Here is a 26542-nt window from a genome sequence, read left to right on the forward strand (position 1 = left end):
CAAATAAACACAGTCTCCCCCTGTAGGAGCGGCCTTGCGCCGCGAAAGGGCCGCAACGCGGCCCCGGCGATATCAGCGTGATGCACAAACCCCGGCTCTGCTACGCAGCCCTTTCGCGGCACAAGGCCGCTCCTACACAGGCATCGCGCCGGCGGCAAGCCCGGCGGTAGCCCTTTTCCTATGCAAGCCCTCGGGGCGTGGCTATCATGCCAGCCTTATTCCAAGTCGAGACTGGCATGCTGAAGTTGTTGAATCTCCTCAAGGATGGCCGGTTCCATTCCGGTGAAGCCCTGGGGGCCGCCCTCGGGGTAAGCCGCAGCGCCGTCTGGAAGCAGCTGCAGCACCTTGAGAGCGAACTGAACCTGACCATTCACAAGGTCCGTGGCCGTGGCTATCAGCTGGCAGCGCCGCTGAACCTGCTTGAATCGCAGGCAATCGCCGGGTTCTCGGAAGCTGAGGCGTGGCCGACCTTCATTCACGACACCATCGACTCCACCAATGCCGAGGGTCTGAGGCTCGCCGCGCAGGGGCAAGCCGCGCCGTTCCTGGTGCTGGCCGAGCGCCAGAGCGCCGGGCGCGGACGTCGTGGCCGCCAATGGGTCAGTCCGTTCGCCGAAAACCTCTATTACAGCCTGGTACTGCGCATCGATGGTGGCATGCGCCAGCTCGAGGGCTTGAGCCTGGTGGTTGGCCTGGCGGTCATGCGCACGCTGAAGGCGTTCGGCCTGAAGGATGTCGGGCTGAAATGGCCTAATGATGTATTAGCCAGCGGGCGCAAGATCACCGGCATCCTCCTGGAGCTGGTCGGCGATCCGGCGGATGTCTGTCATGTGGTGCTGGGCATCGGTATCAATGTGAACATGCAGGGCGGGGATCAGATCGACCAACCCTGGACCTCCATGCGCGGCGAGACCGGACAACTGGTGGACCGTAACCGCTTGGTGGCGGAGCTCAGCCAGCAGCTGCAGCACGAGCTGGCTCGTCATCGCCGCTATGGTTTCGCCGCGTTCCAGGAAGAATGGGAGCAGGCGCACCTGTGGCAGGGGCGCAAAGTCTCGCTGGTCGCCGGCACCACTCGCGTCGATGGGGTGGCGTTGGGTGTGGATGGACAAGGCGGCTTGCGTCTCGAGGTGGAAGGTGTGGAAAAGAGCTTCAGCGGTGGCGAGCTCAGTCTGAGGTTGCGTGATGATTCTTGAGCTCGATTGCGGAAACAGCTTCATCAAGTGGCGCGTCATCCATGCGGCCGACGCCACCATCAATGGTGGTGGTATCGTCGACTCCGACCAGGCGCTGGTTGCGGCCGTCGCGGCGCTTTCATCCCTGCGCCTGATCGGCTGTCGCATGGTCAGTGTGCGCAGTGAAGAAGAAACTTCGGCGCTGTGCGCGTTGATCCTGTCTTCGTTCGGGGTCGCGGTACGCGTGGCCCAGCCGGTGAAAGAAATGGCCGGCGTTCGCAATGGCTATGAGGACTACCAGCGCCTGGGTATGGATCGCTGGCTCGGCGCGCTGGGCGCCTATCACCTGGCGGGTCGCGCCTGCCTGGTCATCGACTTCGGTACCGCGGCCAAGGCCGACTATGTCGCGGCCGACGGTGAGCACCTCGGTGGGTATATCTGTCCGGGCATGCCGCTGATGCGTAGTCAGCTGCGCACCCACACCCGGCGAATCCGCTATGACGATGCCTCGGCCGAGCGTGCCCTGGGCAGCCTGGCACCGGGGCGCTCCACGGTCGAAGCGGTCGAGCGTGGTTGCGTGCTCATGCTCCAGGGGTTTGCCCGTACCCAGATCGAGCAGGCCAGGGGGCTTTGGGGTGAGGACTTCACGGTCTTCCTGACTGGGGGCGATGCGCCGCTGGTGCAGGACGCCGCACCGCAGGCGCGCATCGTGCCGGATCTGGTCTTTGTCGGCCTGGCCATGGCCTGCCCAATCGAGTCGAGGTGACTATGCGCTGGTTATTTCTGCTGTTGGTGGTGCTCAACGTCGTCTATTACGTATGGCATCAGCAGGAGGCTCCACTTAAGGTCAAGGAAGTCGCCCCGTTATCGTTGTACAAAGGTTCCCAGCAGGAAATACGCCTGCTGCGCGAGACCGGGGCCGCGGCACCGGCCAGGCGGCGCGACGAATGCCTGGTGGTGGGCGGGCTGGCCGCACGCGAGCAGCTCGATGCCCTGCGTCAGCGCCTGCTCAGCCTGGATATCGCCGCCCTGCCGGTGGTTGGGCAGCTGCCGGGAGCCGAGGGTTTCTGGCTCAAGGTAGCCCCTGAAAGCGAGCGTTTGTTGGACCCTGCGGTGCTCTCGACTCTTTCCAAGGATTTCAAAGACTTAAAACACAAAATTATTTTGTGCGAGGGTATTGCAACTGCTGAATAGCTTGATAGAATGGCGCCCGCTTCACAGGGAACACCATCGAGGTGGTAGAGCTGGAGGCGGTGTCAAAGCAGCTAAGTTTCAGATTTGATTGAAAAAATTTGAAAAAACGCTTGACACTAGGACGGCAGACAAATAGAATGCCGGCCACATCTGGAGGGATTCCCGAGCGGTCAAAGGGGACGGACTGTAAATCCGTTGCGAGAGCTTCGAAGGTTCGAATCCTTCTCCCTCCACCAGTTTTAGCGAGAGCCGCAAGCTCCGCGGGTATAGTTTAGTGGTAGAACCTCAGCCTTCCAAGCTGATGATGCGGGTTCGATTCCCGCTACCCGCTCCAAGTTTGCTGTTGTTGCACAAAGTGTTTCGCTCTTGTAGCTCAGTTGGTAGAGCACACCCTTGGTAAGGGTGAGGTCAGCGGTTCAAATCCGCTCAAGAGCTCCATATAAACAAGGCAGATATGAAAATATCTGCCTTTGTTTTATAGGCTGTATGACTATTTCTTCTGCGGAGGACTGTATCGATGGCTAAGGAAAAGTTTGATCGTTCGCTACCTCACGTTAACGTCGGCACTATCGGCCACGTTGACCACGGTAAGACCACTCTGACTGCAGCGCTGACTCGCGTTTGCTCCGAGGTTTTCGGTTCGGCAATCGTTGAGTTCGACAAGATCGACTCGGCTCCGGAAGAAAAAGCACGCGGTATCACCATCAACACCGCTCACGTTGAGTACAACTCGACCATTCGTCACTACGCTCACGTTGACTGCCCAGGTCACGCTGACTACGTGAAGAACATGATCACCGGTGCTGCCCAGATGGACGGCGCGATCCTGGTTTGCTCGGCCGCCGATGGTCCGATGCCACAAACCCGTGAGCACATCCTGCTGTCCCGTCAGGTTGGCGTTCCGTACATCGTGGTCTTCCTGAACAAGGCTGACCTGGTAGACGACGCTGAGCTGCTGGAACTGGTCGAGATGGAAGTTCGCGACCTGCTGTCCACCTACGACTTCCCAGGCGACGACACTCCGATCATCATCGGTTCCGCTCGTATGGCCCTGGAAGGCAAAGACGACAACGAAATGGGCACTACCGCTGTCAAGAAGCTGGTAGAGACTCTGGACAGCTACATTCCTGAGCCAGTTCGTGCCATCGACCAGCCGTTCCTGATGCCGATCGAAGACGTATTCTCGATCTCGGGTCGTGGTACCGTTGTTACCGGTCGTATCGAGCGTGGTATCGTCCGCGTTCAGGATCCGCTGGAAATCGTTGGTCTGCGTGACACCACCACCACCACCTGCACCGGTGTTGAGATGTTCCGCAAGCTGCTGGACGAAGGTCGTGCTGGCGAGAACTGCGGCGTTCTGCTGCGTGGTACCAAGCGTGACGACGTTGAGCGTGGCCAGGTTCTGGTCAAGCCAGGTTCGGTCAAGCCGCACACCAAGTTCACCGCAGAAGTCTACGTCCTGTCGAAGGAAGAAGGCGGCCGTCACACTCCGTTCTTCAAAGGCTACCGTCCTCAGTTCTACTTCCGTACCACTGACGTGACCGGTAACTGCGAACTGCCGGAAGGCGTTGAGATGGTAATGCCAGGTGACAACATCCAGATGACTGTCACCCTGATCAAGACCATCGCGATGGAAGACGGTCTGCGCTTCGCCATCCGTGAAGGCGGTCGTACCGTCGGCGCCGGCGTCGTAGCGAAAATTATTGAATAAGTAGTTGATTTACTTGATCAGGCCGGTATAATGGCCGGCCTGATACAGCGTTATAGGTCAGTAGCTCAATTGGCAGAGCGACGGTCTCCAAAACCGTAGGTTGGGGGTTCGATTCCCTCCTGACCTGCCATTCACCTCGGTGTGATGGCTTTCTTCTCACAGGATCCTCCTCGATGACTCCCAAAACTGAAGCCCAAGAATCGCGTTTTGATCTGTTCAAGTGGCTCGCTGTTGTCGCATTGGTAGTCGTTGGTGTCGTGGGTAATCAGTATTACTCCGCTTCTCCGATCCTGTATCGCGTACTTGTCCTGCTTGCCCTGGCTGCTGTCGCTGGCTTCGTTGCCCTGCAGACCGCCAAAGGCAAGTCGTTCTTTGCGCTGGCGAAGGAAGCTCGTACCGAGATCCGTAAAGTCGTGTGGCCGACCCGCCAAGAAACCACTCAGACCACGCTGATTGTCGTGGCTGTAGTTCTGGTCATGGCGTTGCTGTTGTGGGGTCTTGATTCCCTGCTCGGCTGGTTGGTCTCCTTGATCGTTGGCTAAGGGTGTCTCGTGGCTAAGCGTTGGTATGTTGTGCATGCTTACTCGGGTTACGAGAAGCATGTAATGCGCTCCCTGATCGAGCGCGTCAAGCTGGCTGGCATGGAAGACGAATTCGGCGAGATCCTGGTCCCGACCGAAGAAGTCGTCGAAATGCGCAATGGCCAGAAGCGCAAGAGCGAGCGTAAGTTTTTCCCTGGCTATGTATTGGTCCAGATGGAAATGAACGAAGGGACTTGGCACCTTGTCAAGGATACCCCTCGAGTCATGGGTTTCATTGGTGGTACCGCAGACAAGCCTGCGCCGATCACCGATAAAGAAGCTGAGGCCATCCTGCGTCGCGTTGCCGACGGCAGTGACAAGCCGAAGCCGAAGACGCTGTTCGAGCCGGGTGAAGTGGTTCGCGTCATTGACGGTCCATTTGCCGACTTCAATGGCAGTGTCGAAGAAGTTAACTACGAGAAGAGCCGCCTGCAGGTTGCAGTGCTCATTTTCGGTCGCTCCACCCCGGTGGAGCTCGAGTTCAGCCAGGTCGAAAAGGTCTAGCGGAACGCAGCATCCCATACCCCGCAGCCCTATGTGCTGCGGGGTTTTGTCGTCACTGGGATAAAACGCAAGTCATACGGGGAGCCATCAGGCGTTCGTACCCGAATTTGGAGTAGCTCATGGCTAAGAAGATTCAGGCTTACATCAAGCTGCAAGTAAAGGCCGGCCAGGCCAACCCAAGCCCACCCGTTGGTCCAGCACTGGGTCAACACGGTGTGAACATCATGGAATTCTGCAAGGCCTTCAACGCCCGTACCCAGGGTCAAGAGCCAGGTCTGCCGACTCCAGTGATCATCACTGTCTACAGTGACCGTAGCTTCACCTTCGAGACCAAGAGCACCCCTGCCTCGGTTCTGCTGAAGAAAGCTGCTGGCCTGACCAGCGGTTCGGCTCGTCCGAACACCGTCAAGGTCGGTACCGTTACCCGTGCTCAGCTGGAAGAGATCGCCAAGGCCAAGCAGGCCGATCTGACCGCCGCTGACATGGACGCTGCTGTACGCACCATCGCCGGCTCCGCCCGCAGCATGGGCCTGAACGTGGAGGGTGTGTAATGGCTAAGCTGACCAAGCGCCAAAAGGCTATCGCCGAAAAAATCGAAGCAGGCAAGGCCTACAACTTCGAAGAGGCCGCAACCCTGCTGGCTTCGCTGCCGGCCGCCAAGTTCGTCGAGTCGTACGACATCGCCGTTAACCTCGGTGTAGACCCGCGTAAATCCGACCAGGTCGTTCGTAGCGCTACTGTGCTGCCACACGGCACTGGCAAGACCGTACGTGTTGCCGTCTTCACCCAGGGTCCAGCTGCTGAAGCCGCTCTGGCTGCCGGCGCTGATCGCGTAGGTATGGACGACCTGGCTGCCGAAATGAAAGGCGGCGACCTGAACTATGACGTCGTCATCGCATCGCCTGATGCCATGCGCGTTGTGGGTCAGCTGGGTCAGGTTCTGGGTCCTCGCGGCCTGATGCCTAACCCGAAAGTTGGTACCGTGACCCCAGACGTAGCCACTGCCGTGAAGAACGCCAAGGCTGGTCAGGTTCGCTACCGTACCGACAAGAACGGTATCATCCATACCTCCGTTGGCAAGATCGGCTTCGAAGCCGGCAAGCTGAAGGAAAACGTTGAAGCCCTGATCGCTGATCTGAAGCGTATCAAGCCGGCTTCCTCGAAAGGTATCTACGTCAAGCGCGTTACCCTGAGCACCACCATGGGCCCAGGTCTGATCATCGATCAGAGCTCGCTGGACGTGTAATGCTCGGTCGGTGCGACCTGGTCGCACCGACTATTAAATTGGGGTCCCTGCCTGGCGGGGGCTATCCAAGACCGTAGGCGGCGCAAGCCTTAAACCTAAAGCCTACGCAGATGGTGCTCCCGATTCGTTCGCGAATCAGACACCAAAACGACATCCGGCTCCGGCCAGATGAAACGGTAGAAACCAGGAGTAAACCCGTGGCAATTAAACTCGAAGACAAGAAGGCCATCGTCGCTGAAGTCAACGAGGCTGCCAAAGTCGCTCTGTCCGCTGTCGTGGCTGATGCCCGTGGTGTGACTGTAAGCGCAATGACCGGACTCCGTAAAGAGGCCCGCGAGGCTGGCGTTTACGTGCGTGTCGTACGTAATACCCTGCTCAAGCGCGCTGTTGAAGGCACCGAATTCTCGATCCTCAACGACGCGTTCAAAGGCCCGACCCTGATTGCTTTCTCCAACGAACACCCGGGCGCTGCTGCTCGTCTGTTCAAAGAGTTCGCCAAGGGTCAGGACAAGTTCGAGATCAAGGCAGCTGCGTTTGACGGCAATTTCATTGCCGCCAACCAGATCGATGTACTGGCTACCTTGCCGACCCGTGACGAAGCTATCGCACGTCTGATGAGCGTTATTCAAGGCGCCACCAGCAAGCTGGCTCGTACTCTGGCGGCCGTTCGCGACCAGAAAGAAGCTGCTGCTGCCTAAGGCCGCGTAACCTCTTTCAAAATCATATGTTTAATTTGATGGCTGCGTAGGCTGTCACCCCAATACAGGATTTAAGTCATGTCCCTGACTAACGAGCAAATCATCGAAGCAATCGGCCAGAAAACCGTTCTGGAAGTTGTTGAGCTGATCAAAGCCATGGAAGAAACCTTCGGCGTTACCGCTGCTGTTGCCGCTGCTGGCCCAGCTGCTGCTGCTGCCGTTGTTGAAGAGCAGACCGAGTTCAACGTTGTTCTGGTTGAAGCCGGCGACAAGAAAGTGAACGTGATCAAGGCCGTTCGCGAGCTGACCGGTCTGGGCCTGAAAGAAGCCAAAGAGAAAGTCGATGGCGCTCCTCAGGTTGTAGCTGAAGGCGTTTCGAAAGAAGCCGCTGAAGACGCTAAGAAGAAGCTGGAAGAAGCAGGCGCCAAAGTCGAGCTGAAGTAATTTCGACTTTGCGACTCCAGTCCGAGCGTTAAGCGAAGGGCTGATGGCTGGTGGCTTATGCCACCGGCCTTTTTCCGTTATTGGCGGCCGATCAGGTCGGCCCCGATAGCGAAGTGGCAACCACCATATCGGTGGCGCAAACCATGGGGTTTGCACGATTTTCTGGCTGCTCCCGCCGGGAGATGCCAAACAAGCAGGTGACCAAGCTGGGGAATGCTGATGGCTTACTCATACACTGAGAAAAAACGTATCCGCAAGGACTTTAGCAAGTTGCCGGACGTCATGGATGTGCCTTACCTCCTGGCCATCCAGCTGGATTCGTATCGCGAATTCCTGCAGGCGGGAGCATCCAAGGATCAGTTCCGCGACGTCGGCCTGCATGCGGCCTTCAAATCGGTATTCCCGATCATCAGCTACTCCGGCAATGCTGCCCTGGAGTACGTCGGCTATCGCCTGGGCGAGCCGGCGTTCGATGTGAAGGAATGTGTCCTGCGTGGTGTGACCTTCGCGGTCCCGCTGCGGGTGAAGGTGCGCCTGATCATCTTCGACAAGGAATCGTCGAACAAAGCGATCAAGGACATCAAAGAGCAAGAAGTCTACATGGGTGAAATCCCCCTGATGACTGAGAACGGTACCTTCGTAATCAACGGTACCGAGCGTGTGATCGTGTCTCAGCTGCACCGCTCGCCGGGTGTGTTCTTCGACCACGACCGTGGCAAGACCCACAGCTCGGGCAAGCTGCTTTACTCCGCGCGCATCATCCCTTACCGCGGTTCCTGGCTGGACTTCGAGTTCGACCCGAAGGACTGCGTGTTTGTGCGTATCGACCGTCGCCGCAAACTGCCGGCCTCGGTACTGCTGCGCGCGCTAGGCTACAGCACCGAAGAAGTACTCAACACCTTCTACACCACCAACGTGTTCCACCTGTCCGGCGAGAAACTGAGCCTGGAGCTGGTGCCTCAGCGTCTGCGTGGTGAAGTTGCGGTCATGGACATCCATGACGGCAGCGGCAAGGTCATCGTCGAGCAAGGCCGCCGTATCACTGCGCGCCACATCAACCAGCTGGAAAAGGCTGGCGTGAAAGAGCTGGACGTGCCGCTGGAGTACGTACTGGGTCGCACCACCGCCAAGGCGATCGTGCATCCTGCCACCGGCGAGATCATCGCCGAGTGCAACACCGAGCTGACCACCGACCTGCTGGTGAAGATCGCCAAGGCCCAGGTTGTCCGCATCGAGACCCTGTACACCAACGACATCGACTGCGGTCCGTTCATCTCGGACACCCTGAAGATCGACACCACCAGCAACCAACTGGAAGCGCTGGTCGAGATCTACCGCATGATGCGTCCAGGCGAGCCGCCAACCAAGGACGCCGCCGAGACCCTGTTCAACAACCTGTTCTTCAGCGCCGAGCGTTACGACCTGTCGGCCGTTGGTCGCATGAAGTTCAACCGTCGTATCGGTCGCACCGAGATCGAAGGTTCGGGCGTACTGAGCAAGGAAGACATCGTCGAGGTCCTCAAGACCCTGGTCGACATCCGTAACGGCAAGGGCATCGTCGACGACATCGACCACCTGGGTAACCGTCGCGTCCGTTGTGTCGGCGAGATGGCTGAGAACCAGTTCCGCGTTGGCCTGGTGCGCGTCGAGCGCGCGGTCAAAGAGCGTCTGTCGATGGCTGAAAGCGAAGGCCTGATGCCGCAGGACCTGATCAACGCCAAGCCGGTTGCGGCGGCGGTGAAAGAGTTCTTCGGTTCCAGCCAGCTCTCGCAGTTCATGGACCAGAACAACCCGCTCTCCGAGATCACCCACAAGCGCCGTGTCTCCGCACTCGGCCCTGGTGGTCTGACCCGTGAGCGCGCCGGCTTCGAAGTCCGTGACGTACACCCGACCCACTACGGCCGTGTGTGCCCGATCGAGACCCCTGAAGGTCCGAACATCGGTCTGATCAACTCCCTGGCGGCCTATGCCCGCACTAACCAGTACGGCTTCCTGGAAAGCCCGTACCGCGTGGTGAAAGAGGGTGTGGTCAGCGACGACATCGTGTTCCTGTCGGCGATCGAAGAAGCCGATCACGTCATCGCCCAGGCTTCGGCCGCGATGAACGAGAAGAAGCAGCTGATCGACGAGCTGGTAGCCGTTCGTCACCTGAACGAATTCACCGTCAAGGCGCCGGAAGACGTCACCCTGATGGACGTTTCGCCGAAGCAGGTAGTTTCGGTCGCAGCGTCGCTGATTCCGTTCCTCGAGCACGACGACGCCAACCGTGCGTTGATGGGTTCGAACATGCAGCGTCAGGCTGTACCGACCCTGCGTGCCGACAAGCCGCTGGTAGGTACCGGCATGGAGCGCAACGTCGCCCGTGACTCCGGTGTCTGCGTGGTTGCTCGCCGCGGTGGTGTGATCGACTCGGTCGACGCCAGCCGTATCGTTGTTCGCGTGAACGATGATGAAGTCGAGACCGGTGAAGCAGGTGTGGATATCTACAACCTGACCAAGTACACCCGCTCCAACCAGAACACCTGCATCAACCAGCGTCCGCTGGTCAGCAAAGGTGACAAGGTTCAGCGTAGCGACATCATGGCCGATGGTCCGTCCACCGACATGGGTGAGCTGGCACTGGGTCAGAACATGCGCATCGCGTTCATGGCGTGGAACGGCTTCAACTTCGAAGACTCCATCTGCCTGTCCGAGCGTGTGGTCCAGGAAGACCGCTTCACCACGATCCACATCCAGGAACTGACCTGTGTGGCCCGTGACACCAAGCTTGGCCCAGAGGAAATCACCGCGGACATCCCGAACGTGGGTGAGGCTGCGCTGAACAAGCTGGACGAAGCCGGTATCGTCTACGTGGGTGCCGAAGTCGGCGCTGGCGACATCCTGGTCGGCAAAGTCACTCCGAAAGGCGAGACCCAGCTGACGCCGGAAGAAAAACTGCTGCGTGCGATCTTCGGCGAGAAGGCCAGCGACGTCAAAGACACCTCCCTGCGCGTGCCGACCGGCACCAAGGGTACCGTCATCGACGTCCAGGTCTTCACCCGTGACGGTGTCGAGCGCGACAGCCGCGCCCTGGCCATCGAGAAGATGCAGCTGGACGAGATCCGCAAGGACCTCAACGAAGAGTTCCGCATCGTCGAAGGCGCGACCTTCGAGCGTCTGCGTTCTGCCCTGAACGGCCAGGTGGTCGACGGTGGCGCGGGCCTGAAGAAAGGCACCGTGATCACCGACGACGTGCTGAACGGTCTGGAGCACGGCCAGTGGTTCAAACTGCGCATGGCCGAAGATGCACTGAACGAGCAGCTGGAAAAGGCTCAGCAGTACATCGTCGATCGCCGTCGCCTGCTGGACGACAAGTTCGAAGACAAGAAGCGCAAGCTGCAGCAAGGCGATGACCTGGCTCCGGGCGTACTGAAGATCGTCAAGGTCTACCTGGCAATCCGCCGTCGCATCCAGCCGGGCGACAAGATGGCCGGCCGTCACGGTAACAAAGGTGTGGTCTCGGTGATCATGCCGGTCGAAGACATGCCGCATGATGCCAACGGTACTCCGGTCGACGTCGTTCTGAACCCGTTGGGCGTACCTTCGCGTATGAACGTCGGTCAGATCCTCGAAACCCACCTGGGCCTCGCGGCCAAGGGTCTGGGCGAGAAGATCGACCGCATGATCGAAGAGCAGCGTAAAGCCGCTGAACTGCGCACCTTCCTCACCGAGATCTACAACGAGATCGGTGGTCGTCAGGAGAACCTGGAAGAGTTCACCGACGAAGAGATCCTCGCCCTGGCGAACAACCTGAAGAAAGGCGTGCCGATGGCCACCCCAGTCTTCGACGGTGCCAAGGAGCGTGAGATCAAGGCCATGCTGAAACTGGCAGACCTGCCAGAAAGCGGCCAGATGGTGCTGTTCGATGGCCGTACCGGCAACAAGTTCGAGCGTCCTGTGACCGTGGGTTACATGTACATGCTCAAGCTGAACCACTTGGTGGACGACAAGATGCACGCGCGTTCCACTGGTTCCTACAGCCTGGTTACCCAGCAGCCGCTGGGTGGTAAGGCGCAGTTCGGTGGTCAGCGTTTCGGGGAGATGGAAGTGTGGGCGCTGGAAGCATACGGCGCGGCATACACCCTGCAAGAAATGCTCACAGTGAAGTCGGACGACGTGAACGGCCGTACCAAGATGTACAAGAACATCGTGGATGGCGATCACCGTATGGAGCCGGGCATGCCCGAGTCCTTCAACGTGTTGATCAAAGAGATCCGTTCGCTCGGTATCGACATCGATCTGGAAACCGAATAACACGTGACGCGAAGGGGAGTGGGGCAGGCAATGCCCGCTCCCTGCTCCGCCAGGAGGAAAGGCCTTGAAAGACCTACTGAATTTGCTGAAAAACCAGGGTCAAGTCGAAGAGTTCGACGCCATCCGCATCGGTCTGGCGTCGCCTGAGATGATCCGTTCGTGGTCGTTCGGTGAAGTTAAGAAGCCGGAAACCATCAACTACCGTACGTTCAAGCCTGAGCGTGACGGCCTGTTCTGCGCCAAGATCTTTGGCCCAGTCAAGGACTACGAGTGCCTGTGCGGTAAGTACAAGCGCCTGAAACACCGTGGTGTGATCTGCGAGAAGTGCGGCGTCGAAGTCGCCCTGGCCAAGGTTCGTCGTGAGCGCATGGCGCACATCGAACTGGCTTCGCCAGTTGCCCACATCTGGTTCCTGAAGTCGCTGCCGTCCCGTATCGGCCTGCTGATGGACATGACCCTGCGTGACATCGAGCGCGTGCTCTACTTCGAGAGCTACGTCGTAATCGACCCGGGCATGACCACCCTCGAGAAGGGTCAGCTGCTCAACGACGAGCAGTACTTCGAAGCGCTGGAAGAGTTCGGTGACGACTTCGACGCCCGTATGGGTGCCGAGGCTGTCCGCGAGCTGCTGCACGCTATCGACCTGGAGCACGAGATCGGCCGCCTGCGCGAAGAGATTCCGCAGACCAACTCGGAAACCAAGATCAAGAAGCTGTCCAAGCGCCTGAAGCTGATGGAAGCTTTCCAGGGCTCGGGCAACCTGCCTGAGTGGATGGTCCTGACCGTCCTGCCAGTACTGCCGCCGGACCTGCGTCCGCTGGTGCCGCTGGATGGCGGCCGCTTCGCGACCTCCGACCTGAACGACCTGTATCGTCGGGTGATCAACCGTAACAACCGTCTGAAGCGCCTGCTCGATCTGTCGGCGCCGGACATCATCGTGCGCAACGAAAAGCGCATGCTGCAGGAAGCGGTCGACGCCCTGCTCGACAACGGCCGTCGCGGTCGCGCCATCACTGGCTCGAACAAGCGTCCGCTGAAGTCCCTGGCCGACATGATCAAAGGTAAGCAAGGTCGCTTCCGTCAGAACTTGCTCGGCAAGCGCGTGGACTACTCCGGCCGTTCGGTAATTACCGTAGGTCCGACCCTGCGTCTGCACCAGTGCGGTCTGCCGAAGAAAATGGCCCTCGAGCTGTTCAAGCCGTTCATTTTCGGCAAGCTGGAAATGCGTGGTCTGGCGACCACCATCAAGGCCGCCAAGAAAATGGTCGAGCGCGAGCTGCCAGAGGTGTGGGACGTTCTCGCCGAAGTGATTCGCGAACACCCCGTACTGCTCAACCGTGCACCGACCCTTCACCGTCTGGGTATCCAGGCGTTCGAGCCTGTGCTCATCGAAGGTAAGGCGATTCAGCTGCACCCGCTGGTCTGCGCCGCGTACAACGCCGACTTCGACGGTGACCAGATGGCCGTTCACGTGCCGCTGACCCTGGAAGCCCAGCTCGAAGCGCGCGCGCTGATGATGTCGACCAACAACATCCTGTCGCCAGCCAACGGTGAGCCAATCATCGTTCCGTCGCAGGACGTTGTACTGGGTCTGTACTACATGACCCGCGAAGCCATCAACGCCAAGGGCGAAGGTCGCGTGTTCGCCGACCTGCAGGAAGTCGACCGCGTATTCCGCGCCGGCGAAGCCGCCCTGCACGCGAAAATCAAGGTCCGTATCAACGAGACCGTGAAAGATCGTGATGGCAGCATCACCAAGAACACCCGTATCGTCGACACCACTGTCGGCCGTGCGCTGCTGTTCCAGGTTGTGCCTGCCGGCCTGCCGTTCGACGTGGTCAACCAGTCGATGAAGAAGAAGGCGATCTCCAAGCTGATCAACCAGTGCTACCGCGTGGTTGGTCTGAAAGAGACCGTGATCTTCGCCGACCAGCTGATGTACACCGGTTTTGCCTACTCGACCATTTCCGGCGTTTCGATCGGTGTTAACGACTTCGTTATCCCGGATGAAAAAGCCCGCATCATCGGTACCGCCACCGACGAAGTGAAGGAAATCGAGAGCCAGTACGCCTCCGGCCTGGTCACCCAGGGCGAGAAGTACAACAAGGTCATCGACTTGTGGTCCAAGGCGAACGACGAAGTGTCCAAGGCGATGATGGCCAACCTCTCGAAAGAGAAGGTCATCGACCGCGAGGGCAAGGAAGTCGAGCAAGAGTCCTTCAACTCGATGTACATGATGGCCGACTCCGGTGCGCGTGGTTCGGCTGCGCAGATCCGTCAGCTGGCCGGTATGCGTGGCCTGATGGCCAAGCCGGACGGCTCGATCATCGAGACGCCGATCACTGCGAACTTCCGTGAAGGTCTGAGCGTACTCCAGTACTTCATCTCGACCCACGGTGCTCGTAAGGGTCTGGCGGATACCGCACTGAAGACCGCTAACTCCGGTTACCTGACTCGCCGTCTGGTAGACGTTGCCCAGGATCTGGTAGTTACCGAGATCGACTGCGGCACCGACCAGGGCCTGCTGATGACTCCGCACATCGAAGGCGGCGACGTTGTCGAGCCGCTGGGTGAGCGCGTACTGGGTCGTGTCATCGCCCGTGACGTGTTCAAGCCGGGCACCGAGGACGTCATCGTTCCTGCCGGTACCCTGGTGGATGAGCAGTGGGTCGAGTTCATCGAGCTGAACAGCATCGACGAAGTGATCGTGCGTTCGCCGATCAACTGCGAAACCCGCTACGGCATCTGCGCCAAGTGCTACGGTCGTGACCTGGCTCGCGGTCACCAGGTGAACATCGGTGAAGCTGTCGGCGTTATCGCTGCGCAGTCGATCGGTGAGCCGGGTACCCAGCTGACCATGCGTACGTTCCACATCGGTGGTGCTGCAAGCCGTACCTCGGCTGCCGACAGCGTCCAGGTGAAGAATGGCGGCATGGTGCGTCTGCACAACCTCAAGCAGGTCGTGCGTGCCGATGGCAACCTGGTTGCCGTATCGCGTTCGGGTGAGTTGGCCATTGCCGACGAATTCGGCCGTGAGCGCGAGCGCTACAAGCTGCCTTACGGTGCGGTGATTTCGGTCAAGGAAGGTGAGAAGGTCGAAGCTGGCGCCATTGTCGCCAAGTGGGACCCGCACACCCACCCGATCGTTACCGAGCTGAAAGGTACCGTGACCTTCGTGGGCATGGAAGAAAACATCACCATCAAGCGCCAGACCGACGAACTGACCGGCCTGACCAACATCGAGGTCCTGGACGTCAAGGATCGCCCTGCCGCAGGCAAGGAAATCCGTCCGGCAATCAAGATGGTCGACGCCAATGGCAAGGACCTGTACCTGCCAGGTACCGACGTACCTGCCCAGTACTTCCTGCCGGCCAACGCCCTCGTCGGTGTGGCTGACGGTGCCCAGATCGGTGTCGGTGACGTTATCGCGCGTATCCCGCAAGAAACGTCGAAGACCCGTGACATCACCGGTGGTCTGCCGCGCGTTGCCGACCTGTTCGAAGCGCGCCGTCCGAAGGAAGCTTCGATCCTGGCTGAAGTCAGCGGCACCATCGCGTTCGGTAAAGAGACCAAGGGCAAGCGTCGTCTGGTCATCACTCCGACCGACGGTAGTGATCCGTACGAAGAGCTGATTCCGAAGTGGCGCCACCTGAACGTCTTCGAAGGCGAACAGGTCAACCGCGGCGAAGTCATCTCCGACGGTCCGAGCGATCCGCACGACATCCTGCGTCTGCTGGGTGTGAGCGCGCTGGCGAAGTACATCGTCAACGAGATCCAGGACGTTTACCGTCTGCAAGGCGTGAAGATCAACGACAAGCACATCGAGACCATCCTGCGTCAGATGCTGCGCAAGGTCGAGATCTCCGAGTCGGGCGATTCCAGCTTCATCAAGGGCGACCAGATGGAACTGACTCACGTACTGGTCGAGAACGAGCGTCTCGCCGGCGAGGACAAGTTCATCTCGAAGTTCACCCGCGTGCTGCTGGGTATCACCAAGGCCTCGCTGTCCACCGAATCGTTCATCTCGGCGGCTTCCTTCCAGGAAACCACCCGCGTACTGACCGAAGCGGCGGTAACCGGCAAGCGCGATTACCTGCGCGGCCTGAAAGAGAACGTGGTCGTGGGTCGTCTGATCCCGGCCGGTACTGGTCTGGCCTACCACAGCGAGCGCAAGCGTCGCCGTGATGCCGACAAACCGCTGCGCGTAAGTGCCAGTGAGGTGGAAGCCGCACTGACCGAAGCGCTGAATTCCAGCGGTAACTAAGTACAGGGCAGGGCCCCGGCTGGCCTCGAGCGATCATCGGTGACATGAATTGTTGCCGATGATCGGGCGAGGAGGGCCGGGGCCTCGTCTTGACTGGGTGCAAGATCCTCCGTAGACTTTTGTACCCTTAAATTTGGTGAGGCTCCGTCTCGCCAATTTTTGGCTTTCTTGCAAGACAATAGAGTCGCAAGACAATCAGTGGAGCTAGTAGATGGCAACTATCAACCAGCTGGTACGTCAGCCGCGCAAGCGTTCGGTCGAGAAGTCCGACGTTCCTGCGCTGCAGAACTGCCCGCAGCGTCGTGGCGTGTGCACCCGTGTGTACACCACCACGCCGAAAAAACCTAACTCGGCACTGCGTAAAGTATGCCGTGTGCGTCTGACCAACGGTTTCGAGGTTTCCTCGTACATCGGCGGTGAAGGCCACAACCTGCAAGAGCACAGCGTCGTCCTGATCCGTGGCGGCCGTGTAAAAGACTTGCCAGGTGTTCGTTACCACACCGTTCGCGGCTCTCTGGATACTTCGGGCGTCAAAGGCCGTAACCAGGGTCGTTCGAAGTACGGTACCAAGCGTCCGAAGTAATCGGCCGTTTGCAGACATCCATTTTTTTGAGTCGATAAGAGTAAGGTCGGGCAGGGGTCGAAGACCCACGTCCCGGGCTAACCTGAAGACCGTTTGAGGGCTTATCATGCCAAGACGTCGTGTAGCAGCAAAACGTGAGATCCTTGACGATCCGAAGTACGGATCCCAGATCCTCGCCAAGTTCATGAACCACGTGATGGAAAGCGGCAAGAAGGCCGTAGCCGAGCGCATCGTTTACGGTGCCCTGGATACCGTCAAAGCACGCAAGAACAGCGACCCCCTGGAAATCTTCGAGAAAGCTCTCGACGCCATCGCTCCGCTGGTCGAAGTAAAGTCCCGCCGTGTCGGCGGTGCCACTTACCAGGTCCCGGTTGAAGTTCGTCCATCCCGTCGTAACGCTCTGGCAATGCGCTGGCTCGTAGACTACGCCCGCAAGCGCGGCGAGAAGTCGATGGCTCTGCGCCTGGCTGGCGAGCTGCTGGATGCTGCTGAAGGCAAAGGTGCTGCAGTCAAGAAGCGTGAAGACGTTCACCGTATGGCTGAAGCCAACAAAGCGTTCTCGCACTACCGCTTCTAATTCAAGCATCAATCATTTTGCGAGGGCTTTATGGCTCGTACTACAGCAATTAACCGCTACCGTAACATTGGTATTTGCGCGCACGTTGACGCGGGCAAGACCACCACTACCGAGCGGATCCTGTTCTACACAGGTCTGAGCCACAAGATGGGCGAGGTGCATGACGGCGCCGCGACCACCGACTGGATGGTGCAGGAGCAGGAGCGCGGTATCACCATTACCTCCGCTGCCGTTACCACCTTCTGGAAAGGTTCCGTTGGTCAGTACGACAACTACCGCGTAAACGTCATCGATACCCCCGGCCACGTTGACTTCACCATTGAAGTAGAGCGTTCGCTGCGTGTACTCGACGGCGCGGTCGTTGTGTTCTGCGGTACCTCCGGCGTTGAGCCGCAGTCCGAAACCGTATGGCGTCAGGCCAACAAGTACGGCGTTCCACGTGTTGTCTACGTGAACAAGATGGACCGTGCCGGTGCCAACTTCCTGCGTGTTGTTGGTCAGATCAAGAATCGCCTGGGTCACACCCCGGTCCCGATTCAGCTGGCCATCGGTTCGGAAGATAACTTCCAGGGTCAGGTCGACCTGATCAAGATGAAGGCTATCTACTGGAACGACGACGACAAAGGCACCACCTACCGCGAGGAAGAAATTCCTGCGGACATGCTCGAGCTGGCCGAAGAGTGGCGCGCGAACATGGTGGAGGCTGCTGCTGAAGCCAACGAAGAGCTGATGAACAAGTACCTTGAAGAAGGTGAGCTGACCGTCGAAGAGATCAAGGCAGGCCTGCGCGCGCGCACCCTGGCCAGCGAGATCGTTCCGGCTGTCTGCGGTTCGTCGTTCAAGAACAAGGGCGTTCCCCTGGTTCTCGACGCCGTTATCGAGTTCCTGCCTGCTCCGACCGAGATCCCTGCAATCCAGGGTATCAACCCGGACGACAAGGACCTGGATAAAGAAGATCCGGCTGTTCGTAAAGACGAGCGTCACGCAGACGACAACGAGCCGTTCTCGGCTCTGGCCTTCAAGATCGCGACCGACCCGTTCGTAGGTACTCTGACCTTCGTTCGCGTCTACTCGGGTGTTCTGAAGTCCGGTGACTCCGTGATCAACTCGGTCAAGGGCAAGAAAGAGCGCGTTGGTCGTATGGTGCAGATGCACGCCAACCAGCGTGAAGAGATCAAGGAAGTGCTCGCTGGCGACATCGCGGCGCTGATCGGCATGAAAGATGTGACCACCGGCGAAACCCTGTGCGACATCGACAAGCCAATCATCCTTGAGCGTATGGACTTCCCTGAGCCGGTTATTTCGCTCTCCGTCGAGCCGAAAACCAAGGCTGACCAGGAGAAGATGGGTATCGCTCTGGGCAAGCTGGCCCAGGAAGACCCGTCGTTCCGCGTCAAGACCGACGAAGAGACTGGCCAGACCATCATCTCGGGCATGGGTGAGCTGCACCTGGACATCCTCGTTGACCGCATGAAGCGCGAGTTCAACGTCGAAGCCAACATCGGCAAGCCTCAGGTTTCGTACCGCGAGAAGATCACCAAGTCCAACGTCGAGATCGAAGGCAAGTTCGTCCGTCAGTCGGGTGGTCGTGGTCAGTTCGGTCACTGCTGGATCCGTTTCTCGGAGCCGGATCAGGACGACAAGGGCAACATCACCGAAGGTCTGGTGTTCTCCAACGAAGTCGTTGGTGGTGTGATTCCTAAGGAATTCATTGCCCCGATCCAGAAGGGTATCGAAGAACAGATGAAAAACGGCGTTGTTGCCGGTTATCCTCTGATCGGCCTGAAGGCCGCGGTATTCGACGGTTCGTACCACGACGTCGACTCCAACGAAATGGCGTTCAAGATCGCTGCTTCGATGGCAACCAAGCAACTGGCCCAGAAGGGCGGTGGCGTGGTCCTCGAGCCGATCATGAAGGTCGAAGTTGTAACCCCGGAAGACTACCTGGGTGACGTGATGGGTGACCTGAACCGTCGTCGTGGTCTGGTCCAGGGTATGGATGAGTCGGTCTCCGGCCGCGTCGTCCGTGCTGAAGTTCCGCTCGGAGAGATGTTCGGTTATGCGACCGACGTTCGTTCCATGTCTCAGGGTCGCGCAAGCTACTCCATGGAATTCTCCAAATACGCCGAAGCTCCGTCGAACATCGTCGAAGCACTCGTTAAAAAACAAGGCTAATCCCCTTTAGGCAAGAGGTTCACTGTCGTGGCTAAAGAAAAATTTGATCGTTCCCTTCCGCACGTTAACGTTGGCACCATCGGCCACGTTGACCACGGTAAGACCACTCTGACCGCAGCTCTGACTCGCGTTTGCTCCGAAGTTTTCGGTTCGGCAATCGTTGAGTTCGACAAGATCGACTCGGCTCCGGAAGAAAAAGCACGCGGTATCACCATCAACACCGCTCACGTTGAGTACAACTCGACCATTCGTCACTACGCTCACGTTGACTGCCCAGGTCACGCTGACTACGTGAAGAACATGATCACCGGTGCTGCCCAGATGGACGGCGCGATCCTGGTTTGCTCGGCCGCCGATGGTCCGATGCCACAAACCCGTGAGCACATCCTGCTGTCCCGTCAGGTTGGCGTTCCGTACATCGTGGTCTTCCTGAACAAGGCTGACCTGGTAGACGACGCTGAGCTGCTGGAACTGGTCGAGATGGAAGTTCGCGACCTGCTGTCCACCTACGACTTCCCAGGCGACGACACTCCGATCATCATCGGTTCCGCTCGTATGGCCCTGGAAGGCAAAGACGACAACGAAATGGGCACTACCGCTGTCAAGAAGCTGGTAGAGACTCTGGACAGCTACATTCCTGAGCCAGTTCGTGCCATCGACCAGCCGTTCCTGATGCCGATCGAAGACGTATTCTCGATCTCGGGTCGTGGTACCGTTGTTACCGGTCGTATCGAGCGTGGTATCGTCCGCGTTCAGGATCCGCTGGAAATCGTTGGTCTGCGTGACACCACCACCACCACCTGCACCGGTGTTGAGATGTTCCGCAAGCTGCTGGACGAAGGTCGTGCTGGCGAGAACTGCGGCGTTCTGCTGCGTGGTACCAAGCGTGACGACGTTGAGCGTGGCCAGGTTCTGGTCAAGCCAGGTTCGGTCAAGCCGCACACCAAGTTCACCGCAGAAGTCTACGTCCTGTCGAAGGAAGAAGGCGGCCGTCACACTCCGTTCTTCAAAGGCTACCGTCCTCAGTTCTACTTCCGTACCACTGACGTGACCGGTAACTGCGAACTGCCGGAAGGCGTTGAGATGGTAATGCCAGGTGACAACATCCAGATGACTGTCACCCTGATCAAGACCATCGCGATGGAAGACGGTCTGCGCTTCGCCATCCGTGAAGGCGGTCGTACCGTCGGCGCCGGCGTCGTAGCCAAAATCATCGAGTAATCACTCGACCGATTGAAAAAACCCCCGCTCAGCGGGGGTTTTTTTTATTGGGTTGACACTAAATTGGGGCGTCTATAGAATCACGCCTCCTTTTAGCGGGCGTAGTGCGTCCGTTGGGAACAGCCTGGAGTCTGAAATCCAATGCAAAATCAGCAAATCCGTATCAGGTTGAAGGCTTTCGACCATCGCCTGATCGACCAATCCACCCAGGAAATCGTGGAAACCGCGAAACGTACTGGTGCACAAGTGCGTGGTCCAATTCCACTGCCTACCCGCAAAGAGCGTTTCACCGTTCTGGTCTCCCCGCACGTCAACAAAGACGCGCGTGATCAGTACGAGATTCGCACTCATAAGCGTGTTCTGGACATCGTCCAGCCAACGGATAAAACCGTTGACGCGCTGATGAAGCTTGATCTGGCGGCCGGCGTGGAAGTGCAGATCAGCCTCGGCTAAGACTTCGGTCTGGTCGTGTAACGCTCTGAAATGGGCGGCCATAGCGGGTGAAAGCCCCGTACACTCATGAGGTTTACAACATGACTATTGGTGTAGTCGGTCGAAAAGCGGGTATGACCCGTATTTTCACCGAAGAAGGTGTCTCCATTCCGGTCACGGTCATTGAGATCGAGCCGAATCGCGTCACCCAGTTCAAAACCGAAGAAACTGATGGCTACCGTGCAGTGCAAGTCACTGTCGGCGAGCGTCGTGCTTCGCGCGTGACCGCCGCTCAGGCAGGCCACTTTGCCAAGGCCAACGTTGCCGCTGGTCGCGGTGTCTGGGAGTTCCGTCTTGAAGAAGGCGATTTCCAGGCTGGCGATCTGATCAAAGCTGAACTCTTCACTGCAGGCCAGCTGGTAGACGTAACCGGTCAGTCCAAAGGTAAAGGCTTCGCCGGTACCATCAAGCGTTGGAACTTCCGTGGTCAAGATAACACCCACGGTAACTCCGTATCGCACCGTGTCCCTGGCTCCATCGGCCAGTGCCAGACTCCTGGTCGTGTATTCAAGGGCAAGAAAATGTCCGGTCACATGGGCGCCGAGCGCGTGACTGTTCAGTCCCTGGAAGTAGTACGCGTAGACGCTGAACGCAACCTGCTGCTGATCAAGGGTGCCGTTCCAGGCGCTACTGGCGGCGACGTGGTCGTGCGTCCGGCTGTCAAGGCTCGCGGGTAAGGGGAAACTGACATGCAACTTAATGTAAATGACGCTCAGGCGATCGAAGTTTCCGAACTGACTTTCGGTGGCGAATTCAACGAGACGCTGGTTCACCAGGCAGTCGTAGCCTACATGGCTGGCGGTCGTCAGGGCACCAAGCAGCAGAAGACCCGTTCTGACGTGGCCGGTGGCGGTAAGCGCCCATGGCGTCAGAAAGGTACTGGCCGTGCTCGTGCCGGTACTACCCGTGGTCCGATCTGGCGTGGCGGTGGTGTAACCTTCGCAGCTCGTCCTCAAGATCACTCGCAGAAGCTCAACAAGAAGATGTACCGCGCAGCCCTGCGCTCCATCCTCGCTGAGCTGGTGCGTAGCGACCGTCTGGTCGTGGTTCAGGACTTCGCTGTCGAAGCACCGAAAACCAAGGATCTGCTGAACAAGCTGAACGGCATGGGTCTGAGCGACGTTCTGATCGTTTCCGACGCTGTTGATCAGAACCTGTACCTGGCTGCTCGCAACCTGCCGCACGTCGACGTACGTGACGTTCAAGGTTCCGACCCGGTCAGTCTGATCGCATACGAGAAAGTGTTGATCACTGTCTCGGCCGTGAAGAAATTCGAGGAGCTGCTGGGATGAACCAGGAACGCGTATTCAAAGTCCTCCTTGGCCCGCACGTTTCCGAGAAGGCTACCGTTCTGGCTGAGAAAAAAGGCCAGTTCGTATTCAAGGTTGCTACCGATGCGACCAAGCTGGAAATCAAGAAAGCTGTCGAAGGCCTGTTCAACGTAAAAGTTGAAAACGTGTCGACTGTCAACGTTCTGGGTAAAACCAAGCGTACCGCACGTGGTCTGGGCAAGCGTAATGACTGGAAGAAGGCGATCGTCTCCCTTCAGCCAGGCCAAGATCTCGATTTCAGCAGCAGTGCTGAGTAAGGAAGGGGTGCATCATGGCAATCGTTAAATGCAAACCGACTTCCCCTGGCCGCCGTTTTGTGGTCAAGGTGGTCAACAAGGAGCTGCACAAAGGCGCTCCTCACGCACCGCTGCTCGAGAAAAAATCGAAGTCTGGTGGTCGTAACAACAATGGCCGCATCACCACTCGTCACGTTGGTGGTGGTCATAAGCAGCATTACCGTCTGGTCGACTTCCGTCGCAACGATAAAGATGGCATTCCAGCCACTGTCGAGCGTATCGAATACGATCCGAACCGTACTGCTCACATCGCCCTGCTGTGCTACGCAGACGGCGAGCGTCGCTACATCATCGCCCCTAAAGGCGTGAGTGCTGGCGACCAGCTGATCGCAGGTGCCCTGGCCCCAATCAAGGCCGGTAACTCCCTGCAACTGCGCAACATCCCAGTAGGTAGCACCATTCACGGCATCGAACTGAAGCCGGGTAAAGGTGCTCAGATCGCTCGTTCCGCTGGTGCTTCCGCTCAGCTGATCGCGCGTGAAGGCGTCTACGTGACTCTGCGTCTTCGCTCTGGCGAAATGCGTAAAGTACTGGCTGAGTGCCGTGCGACCCTGGGCGAAGTCTCGAACTCCGAGCACAGCCTGCGTTCGCTGGGTAAAGCTGGTGCCAAACGCTGGCGCGGCGTTCGCCCAACCGTTCGTGGTGTTGCCATGAACCCGGTTGACCACCCGCATGGTGGTGGTGAAGGTCGTACCTCCGGTGGTCGTCATCCGGTATCGCCATGGGGCTTCCCAACCAAGGGTGCTAAAACCCGTGGTAATAAGCGTACCGACAACATGATCGTCCGTCGTCGCAAGTAACTAGAGGGATACGACAGTGCCACGTTCTCTGAAAAAAGGTCCTTTTATCGATCTTCACCTGCTGAAGAAGGTCGAAGTGGCGGTGGAGAAGAATGATCGCAAGCCAGTTAAAACCTGGTCGCGTCGTTCGATGATCCTGCCACAAATGGTCGGTCTGACCATCGCCGTACACAACGGTCGTCAACATGTCCCAGTTCTCGTGAACGAAGACATGGTCGGCCACAAACTGGGCGAGTTCGCCGGTACCCGCACCTACCGCGGGCACGTGGCTGACAAGAAAGCCAAGCGTTAAGGGGTAAGGAAATGGAAGTAGCCGCTAAGTTGTCGGGCGCTCGCATCTCCGCCCAGAAAGCCCGCTTGGTCGCCGACCAGATCCGCGGGAAGAAGGTGGGCGAAGCGCTCAACCTGTTGGCCTTCAGCAGCAAAAAAGCCGCTGAAATCATGAAGAAAGTCCTCGAGTCGGCCGTTGCCAACGCCGAACACAACGAAGGCGCAGACGTTGATGACCTGAAGGTCTCCACCGTCTTCGTCAACGAAGGGCGTTCGCTGAAGCGCATCATGCCACGTGCCAAAGGCCGTGCTGATCGCATCGTCAAGCGGTCTTGCCATATCACTGTCAAGGTTGCGGACAAGTAACGGAGTCGATCAGATGGGTCAGAAAGTACATCCCACTGGCATTCGCCTGGGAATCGTCAAGGAGCACACCTCCGTCTGGTATGCAGACGGCGCTACTTACGCAGATTACCTGTTGAAGGATCTGAAAACGCGTGAGTACCTCCAAGACAAACTAAAAAGCGCGTCCGTAAGCCGTATCGATATTCATCGCCCGGCTCAAACTGCACGCATCACCATCCACACCGCTCGTCCCGGTATCGTTATCGGCAAGAAAGGTGAAGATGTTGAGAAACTGCGTCAGGACCTGACCAAGCAGATGGGTGTGCCTGTGCACATCAACATCGAAGAGATCCGCAAGCCGGAACTCGACGCCATGCTGGTTGCTCAGAGCGTTGCCCAGCAGCTGGAGCGCCGCGTCATGTTCCGTCGCGCCATGAAGCGCGCCGTGCAGAACGCCATGCGTATTGGTGCCAAGGGCATCAAGATCCAGGTGAGCGGTCGTCTCGGCGGTGCCGAGATCGCACGTACCGAGTGGTATCGCGAAGGTCGTGTGCCTCTGCACACCCTGCGTGCCGATATCGACTACAACACCTACGAAGCTCACACCACCTACGGTGTGATCGGTGTGAAGGTTTGGATCTTCAAAGGCGAAGTAATTGGTGGTCGCCAGGAAGAGCTGAAGCCTCAAGCACCAGCGCCTCGTAAAAAAGCTGCTAAGTAAGGGGTACGCCAAATGTTGCAACCAAAGCGTACAAAATTCCGCAAGCAGATGACCGGCCACAACCGTGGTCTGGCACTGCGCGGTAGCAAGGTCAGCTTCGGCGAGTTCGCTCTGAAAGCTGTTGCTCGCGGTCGCCTCACCGCCCGCCAGATCGAGTCGGCACGTCGTGCCCTGACCCGTCACGTAAAACGTGGCGGCAAGATCTGGATCCGTGTCTTCCCGGACAAGCCGGTTACCAAGAAGCCTCTCGAGGTTCGTATGGGTAAAGGTAAAGGTTCCGTGGAATACTGGGTTGCCCAGATTCAGCCAGGCAAAGTCCTGTACGAAATCGAGGGTGTTTCTGAAGAGCTGGCGCGCGAAGCTTTCGCCCTGGCCGCTGCAAAGCTGCCTCTCGCCACCTCCTTTGTTAAGCGGACGGTGATGTGATGAAAGCGAATGAACTTCGTGAAAAATCCGCACAGCAACTGAATGAGCAACTGCTCGGCTTGCTGCGCGACCAGTTCAATCTGCGCATGCAGAAAGCAACTGGCCAGTTGGGGCAGTCGCACCTGCTCTCGCAAGTTAAGCGTGACATCGCTCGCGTGAAAACTGTGCTCAACCAGCAGGCAGGTAAGTGATCATGGCTGAAGCTGAAAAAACCGTCCGTACGCTGACTGGCCGTGTCGTCAGCGACAAAATGGACAAGACCATCACCGTTCTGATCGAGCGTCGCGTAAAGCACCCGATCTACGGTAAATACGTTAAGCGTTCGACTAAGCTGCACGCGCACGACGAAGCCAACCAGTGCAAGATCGGCGACAAGGTTTCCATCCGTGAAACCCGTCCGCTGGCCAAGACCAAGTCCTGGGCACTGGTTGAAGTCCTCGAACGCGCTGTTGAAGTCTAAGGGCTAGGGGTCGGAGAAATTTTATGATTCAGACTCAATCCATGCTCGATGTGGCCGATAACAGCGGCGCTCGTCGCGTCATGTGCATCAAGGTGCTCGGCGGTTCCCACCGTCGTTACGCCGGCATCGGTGACATCATCAAAGTAACCGTCAAGGAAGCAATTCCGCGCGGCAAGGTCAAAAAAGGCCAGGTGATGACCGCTGTTGTCGTCCGTACCCGTCACGGTGTACGTCGCGCTGACGGTTCCATCATTCGTTTCGACGGCAACGCTGCTGTTCTGCTGAACACCAAGCAAGAGCCGATCGGCACTCGCATCTTCGGGCCAGTGACCCGTGAACTTCGTACCGAGAAGTTCATGAAGATCGTCTCGCTCGCCCCAGAAGTGCTCTAAGGAGATCCGACATGCAAAAGATTCGTCGTGACGACGAGATCATCGTGATCGCCGGCAAAGACAAAGGTAAGCGCGGTAAGGTGCTGAAGGTTCTGGCTGATGACCGCCTGGTCATCGGTGGTGTGAACCTGGTCAAGCGTCATACCAAGCCTAACCCGATGGCGGGCGTCCAGGGCGGTATCGTCGAGAAAGAAGCGCCTCTGCACGCTTCCAACGTTGCCATCTTCAACGGCGAAACCAACAAGGCTGACCGCGTTGGTTTCAAAGTAGAAGACGGTAAGAAAATTCGTGTCTTCAAGTCGACCCAAAAAGCGGTTGATGCTTGAACACTGCTAGGTAGAAG

29 protein-coding genes and 4 tRNA genes are annotated in these 26542 nt (G+C 58.2%); all 33 read left to right on the plus strand.

From position 1 onward, the window contains the following. Window positions 1-236 precede the first annotated feature (236 nt). The 33 genes from birA (at window position 237) to rplX (ending at window position 26525) form a co-directional block, all read left to right on the plus strand. Window positions 237-1196, plus strand: coding sequence for a bifunctional biotin--[acetyl-CoA-carboxylase] ligase/biotin operon repressor BirA (birA, locus tag NMG10_RS18125; RefSeq protein WP_232857802.1), 960 nt, complete (start codon window positions 237-239; stop codon window positions 1194-1196). Then, entirely contained in the window at window positions 1186-1941 is a 756-nt protein-coding gene (locus NMG10_RS18130) for a pantothenate kinase (RefSeq protein WP_203649987.1), read from the plus strand. Before birA ends, NMG10_RS18130 begins: the two co-directional genes overlap by 11 nt. Before the next feature lie 2 nt (window positions 1942-1943). After that, the gene (locus NMG10_RS18135) at window positions 1944-2369 is read left to right on the plus strand and encodes a hypothetical protein (protein ID WP_110739041.1); all 426 of its coding nucleotides are present in this window, start codon (window positions 1944-1946) and stop codon (window positions 2367-2369) included. Between the two features lie 152 nt (window positions 2370-2521). After that, window positions 2522-2605: transfer RNA gene (locus NMG10_RS18140), tRNA-Tyr, on the plus strand. A 24-nt stretch (window positions 2606-2629) separates the two neighbouring features. Next, window positions 2630-2703: transfer RNA gene (locus NMG10_RS18145), tRNA-Gly, on the plus strand. Window positions 2704-2731: 28 nt separating this feature from the next. After that, window positions 2732-2807 (plus strand) — tRNA-Thr (locus tag NMG10_RS18150). A gap of 79 nt (window positions 2808-2886) precedes the next feature. Continuing rightward, entirely contained in the window at window positions 2887-4080 is a 1194-nt protein-coding gene (tuf, locus tag NMG10_RS18155) for an elongation factor Tu (RefSeq protein ID WP_003255489.1), read from the plus strand. 54 nt (window positions 4081-4134) lie between these two features. Beyond that, window positions 4135-4210, plus strand: a tRNA-Trp gene (locus tag NMG10_RS18160). A 43-nt stretch (window positions 4211-4253) separates the two neighbouring features. Further along, the gene (gene secE, locus NMG10_RS18165) at window positions 4254-4622 is read left to right on the plus strand and encodes a preprotein translocase subunit SecE (RefSeq protein WP_011531879.1); all 369 of its coding nucleotides are present in this window, start codon (window positions 4254-4256) and stop codon (window positions 4620-4622) included. 9 nt (window positions 4623-4631) lie between these two features. Continuing rightward, window positions 4632-5165 carry a transcription termination/antitermination protein NusG gene (gene nusG / locus NMG10_RS18170; RefSeq protein ID WP_011531880.1) on the plus strand — a complete coding sequence of 178 codons (534 nt, stop codon included), beginning with the start codon at window positions 4632-4634 and terminating at the stop codon, window positions 5163-5165. A 119-nt stretch (window positions 5166-5284) separates the two neighbouring features. Beyond that, a complete protein-coding gene (gene rplK, locus NMG10_RS18175) occupies window positions 5285-5716 on the plus strand; it encodes a 50S ribosomal protein L11 (RefSeq protein ID WP_028692261.1) in 432 nt (143 codons plus the stop codon). Further along, window positions 5716-6411: a 50S ribosomal protein L1 gene (gene rplA / locus NMG10_RS18180; RefSeq protein ID WP_023628747.1), complete on the plus strand. Its 696-nt coding sequence runs from the start codon at window positions 5716-5718 to the stop codon at window positions 6409-6411. The genes rplK and rplA overlap by 1 nt, the downstream gene beginning before the upstream one ends. Before the next feature lie 197 nt (window positions 6412-6608). Continuing rightward, window positions 6609-7109 carry a 50S ribosomal protein L10 gene (rplJ, locus tag NMG10_RS18185; RefSeq protein ID WP_008089133.1) on the plus strand — a complete coding sequence of 167 codons (501 nt, stop codon included), beginning with the start codon at window positions 6609-6611 and terminating at the stop codon, window positions 7107-7109. Window positions 7110-7187: 78 nt separating this feature from the next. Then, window positions 7188-7553, plus strand: a complete 366-nt coding sequence (gene rplL / locus NMG10_RS18190; RefSeq protein ID WP_003255496.1) for a 50S ribosomal protein L7/L12 — start codon at window positions 7188-7190, stop codon at window positions 7551-7553. A 219-nt stretch (window positions 7554-7772) separates the two neighbouring features. Continuing rightward, a complete protein-coding gene (gene rpoB, locus NMG10_RS18195; protein WP_203649991.1) occupies window positions 7773-11846 on the plus strand; it encodes a DNA-directed RNA polymerase subunit beta in 4074 nt (1357 codons plus the stop codon). A gap of 64 nt (window positions 11847-11910) precedes the next feature. After that, window positions 11911-16110: a DNA-directed RNA polymerase subunit beta' gene (gene rpoC, locus NMG10_RS18200; protein ID WP_203649994.1), complete on the plus strand. Its 4200-nt coding sequence runs from the start codon at window positions 11911-11913 to the stop codon at window positions 16108-16110. 211 nt (window positions 16111-16321) lie between these two features. After that, on the plus strand, window positions 16322-16693 hold the full coding sequence (gene rpsL / locus NMG10_RS18205; protein WP_003255492.1) for a 30S ribosomal protein S12: 372 nt from the start codon (window positions 16322-16324) through the stop codon (window positions 16691-16693). 106 nt (window positions 16694-16799) lie between these two features. Further along, window positions 16800-17270 (plus strand): 30S ribosomal protein S7, encoded by a 471-nt coding sequence (gene rpsG, locus NMG10_RS18210; protein ID WP_003246741.1) that lies wholly within the window; start codon window positions 16800-16802, stop codon window positions 17268-17270. Between the two features lie 30 nt (window positions 17271-17300). Further along, window positions 17301-19445 carry an elongation factor G gene (gene fusA, locus NMG10_RS18215; RefSeq protein ID WP_232857405.1) on the plus strand — a complete coding sequence of 715 codons (2145 nt, stop codon included), beginning with the start codon at window positions 17301-17303 and terminating at the stop codon, window positions 19443-19445. A 27-nt stretch (window positions 19446-19472) separates the two neighbouring features. Continuing rightward, the gene (gene tuf / locus NMG10_RS18220) at window positions 19473-20666 is read left to right on the plus strand and encodes an elongation factor Tu (RefSeq protein WP_003255489.1); all 1194 of its coding nucleotides are present in this window, start codon (window positions 19473-19475) and stop codon (window positions 20664-20666) included. Between the two features lie 141 nt (window positions 20667-20807). Further along, window positions 20808-21119, plus strand: a complete 312-nt coding sequence (rpsJ, locus tag NMG10_RS18225) for a 30S ribosomal protein S10 (protein WP_003186070.1) — start codon at window positions 20808-20810, stop codon at window positions 21117-21119. A gap of 80 nt (window positions 21120-21199) precedes the next feature. Further along, on the plus strand, window positions 21200-21835 hold the full coding sequence (rplC, locus tag NMG10_RS18230) for a 50S ribosomal protein L3 (protein ID WP_011531887.1): 636 nt from the start codon (window positions 21200-21202) through the stop codon (window positions 21833-21835). Window positions 21836-21847: 12 nt separating this feature from the next. After that, window positions 21848-22450: a 50S ribosomal protein L4 gene (rplD, locus tag NMG10_RS18235; RefSeq protein ID WP_003255485.1), complete on the plus strand. Its 603-nt coding sequence runs from the start codon at window positions 21848-21850 to the stop codon at window positions 22448-22450. Continuing rightward, window positions 22447-22746 (plus strand): 50S ribosomal protein L23, encoded by a 300-nt coding sequence (gene rplW, locus NMG10_RS18240; RefSeq protein WP_003255484.1) that lies wholly within the window; start codon window positions 22447-22449, stop codon window positions 22744-22746. Before rplD ends, rplW begins: the two co-directional genes overlap by 4 nt. A 14-nt stretch (window positions 22747-22760) precedes the next feature. Beyond that, window positions 22761-23585 (plus strand): 50S ribosomal protein L2, encoded by an 825-nt coding sequence (gene rplB / locus NMG10_RS18245; RefSeq protein ID WP_027915105.1) that lies wholly within the window; start codon window positions 22761-22763, stop codon window positions 23583-23585. A gap of 16 nt (window positions 23586-23601) precedes the next feature. Continuing rightward, window positions 23602-23877 (plus strand): 30S ribosomal protein S19, encoded by a 276-nt coding sequence (rpsS, locus tag NMG10_RS18250; protein ID WP_003255482.1) that lies wholly within the window; start codon window positions 23602-23604, stop codon window positions 23875-23877. Window positions 23878-23888: 11 nt separating this feature from the next. Continuing rightward, the gene (rplV, locus tag NMG10_RS18255; RefSeq protein WP_003103908.1) at window positions 23889-24221 is read left to right on the plus strand and encodes a 50S ribosomal protein L22; all 333 of its coding nucleotides are present in this window, start codon (window positions 23889-23891) and stop codon (window positions 24219-24221) included. A 13-nt stretch (window positions 24222-24234) separates the two neighbouring features. Beyond that, window positions 24235-24921, plus strand: coding sequence for a 30S ribosomal protein S3 (gene rpsC, locus NMG10_RS18260; protein ID WP_003255481.1), 687 nt, complete (start codon window positions 24235-24237; stop codon window positions 24919-24921). Window positions 24922-24933: 12 nt separating this feature from the next. Then, window positions 24934-25347: a 50S ribosomal protein L16 gene (gene rplP / locus NMG10_RS18265; protein ID WP_009397508.1), complete on the plus strand. Its 414-nt coding sequence runs from the start codon at window positions 24934-24936 to the stop codon at window positions 25345-25347. Continuing rightward, window positions 25347-25538 (plus strand): 50S ribosomal protein L29, encoded by a 192-nt coding sequence (rpmC, locus tag NMG10_RS18270; RefSeq protein WP_002555481.1) that lies wholly within the window; start codon window positions 25347-25349, stop codon window positions 25536-25538. Before rplP ends, rpmC begins: the two co-directional genes overlap by 1 nt. A 2-nt stretch (window positions 25539-25540) precedes the next feature. Continuing rightward, window positions 25541-25807, plus strand: a complete 267-nt coding sequence (gene rpsQ, locus NMG10_RS18275) for a 30S ribosomal protein S17 (RefSeq protein WP_003255478.1) — start codon at window positions 25541-25543, stop codon at window positions 25805-25807. 23 nt (window positions 25808-25830) lie between these two features. Beyond that, window positions 25831-26199 carry a 50S ribosomal protein L14 gene (rplN, locus tag NMG10_RS18280; RefSeq protein WP_008089810.1) on the plus strand — a complete coding sequence of 123 codons (369 nt, stop codon included), beginning with the start codon at window positions 25831-25833 and terminating at the stop codon, window positions 26197-26199. A gap of 11 nt (window positions 26200-26210) precedes the next feature. Beyond that, the gene (gene rplX / locus NMG10_RS18285; protein WP_003255476.1) at window positions 26211-26525 is read left to right on the plus strand and encodes a 50S ribosomal protein L24; all 315 of its coding nucleotides are present in this window, start codon (window positions 26211-26213) and stop codon (window positions 26523-26525) included. Window positions 26526-26542: the final 17 nt, after the last annotated feature.

Origin of the sequence: Pseudomonas sp. DVZ6, from assembly GCF_024259445.1 — a bacterium.
In the GTDB taxonomy this organism is placed as follows: Bacteria; Pseudomonadota; Gammaproteobacteria; order Pseudomonadales; family Pseudomonadaceae; genus Aquipseudomonas; species Aquipseudomonas peradeniyensis.

Coding starts and splice junctions, on each gene's coding strand:
- fusA (WP_232857405.1), top strand. CDS start 17,301: ATGGCTCGTACTACAGCAATTAACCGCTACCGTAACATTGGTATTTGC.
- rplV (WP_003103908.1), top strand. CDS start 23,889: ATGGAAGTAGCCGCTAAGTTGTCGGGCGCTCGCATCTCCGCCCAGAAA.
- rplP (WP_009397508.1), top strand. CDS start 24,934: ATGTTGCAACCAAAGCGTACAAAATTCCGCAAGCAGATGACCGGCCAC.
- rplC (WP_011531887.1), top strand. CDS start 21,200: ATGACTATTGGTGTAGTCGGTCGAAAAGCGGGTATGACCCGTATTTTC.
- rplN (WP_008089810.1), top strand. CDS start 25,831: ATGATTCAGACTCAATCCATGCTCGATGTGGCCGATAACAGCGGCGCT.
- tuf (WP_003255489.1), top strand. CDS start 2,887: ATGGCTAAGGAAAAGTTTGATCGTTCGCTACCTCACGTTAACGTCGGC.
- secE (WP_011531879.1), top strand. CDS start 4,254: ATGACTCCCAAAACTGAAGCCCAAGAATCGCGTTTTGATCTGTTCAAG.
- rpmC (WP_002555481.1), top strand. CDS start 25,347: ATGAAAGCGAATGAACTTCGTGAAAAATCCGCACAGCAACTGAATGAG.
- NMG10_RS18130 (WP_203649987.1), top strand. CDS start 1,186: ATGATTCTTGAGCTCGATTGCGGAAACAGCTTCATCAAGTGGCGCGTC.
- rplD (WP_003255485.1), top strand. CDS start 21,848: ATGCAACTTAATGTAAATGACGCTCAGGCGATCGAAGTTTCCGAACTG.
- rpsJ (WP_003186070.1), top strand. CDS start 20,808: ATGCAAAATCAGCAAATCCGTATCAGGTTGAAGGCTTTCGACCATCGC.
- rplL (WP_003255496.1), top strand. CDS start 7,188: ATGTCCCTGACTAACGAGCAAATCATCGAAGCAATCGGCCAGAAAACC.
- NMG10_RS18135 (WP_110739041.1), top strand. CDS start 1,944: ATGCGCTGGTTATTTCTGCTGTTGGTGGTGCTCAACGTCGTCTATTAC.
- rpsC (WP_003255481.1), top strand. CDS start 24,235: ATGGGTCAGAAAGTACATCCCACTGGCATTCGCCTGGGAATCGTCAAG.
- rplA (WP_023628747.1), top strand. CDS start 5,716: ATGGCTAAGCTGACCAAGCGCCAAAAGGCTATCGCCGAAAAAATCGAA.
- rpsQ (WP_003255478.1), top strand. CDS start 25,541: ATGGCTGAAGCTGAAAAAACCGTCCGTACGCTGACTGGCCGTGTCGTC.
- rplW (WP_003255484.1), top strand. CDS start 22,447: ATGAACCAGGAACGCGTATTCAAAGTCCTCCTTGGCCCGCACGTTTCC.
- rplB (WP_027915105.1), top strand. CDS start 22,761: ATGGCAATCGTTAAATGCAAACCGACTTCCCCTGGCCGCCGTTTTGTG.
- rplK (WP_028692261.1), top strand. CDS start 5,285: ATGGCTAAGAAGATTCAGGCTTACATCAAGCTGCAAGTAAAGGCCGGC.
- rpoB (WP_203649991.1), top strand. CDS start 7,773: ATGGCTTACTCATACACTGAGAAAAAACGTATCCGCAAGGACTTTAGC.
- rpsG (WP_003246741.1), top strand. CDS start 16,800: ATGCCAAGACGTCGTGTAGCAGCAAAACGTGAGATCCTTGACGATCCG.
- rpsL (WP_003255492.1), top strand. CDS start 16,322: ATGGCAACTATCAACCAGCTGGTACGTCAGCCGCGCAAGCGTTCGGTC.
- birA (WP_232857802.1), top strand. CDS start 237: ATGCTGAAGTTGTTGAATCTCCTCAAGGATGGCCGGTTCCATTCCGGT.
- rplX (WP_003255476.1), top strand. CDS start 26,211: ATGCAAAAGATTCGTCGTGACGACGAGATCATCGTGATCGCCGGCAAA.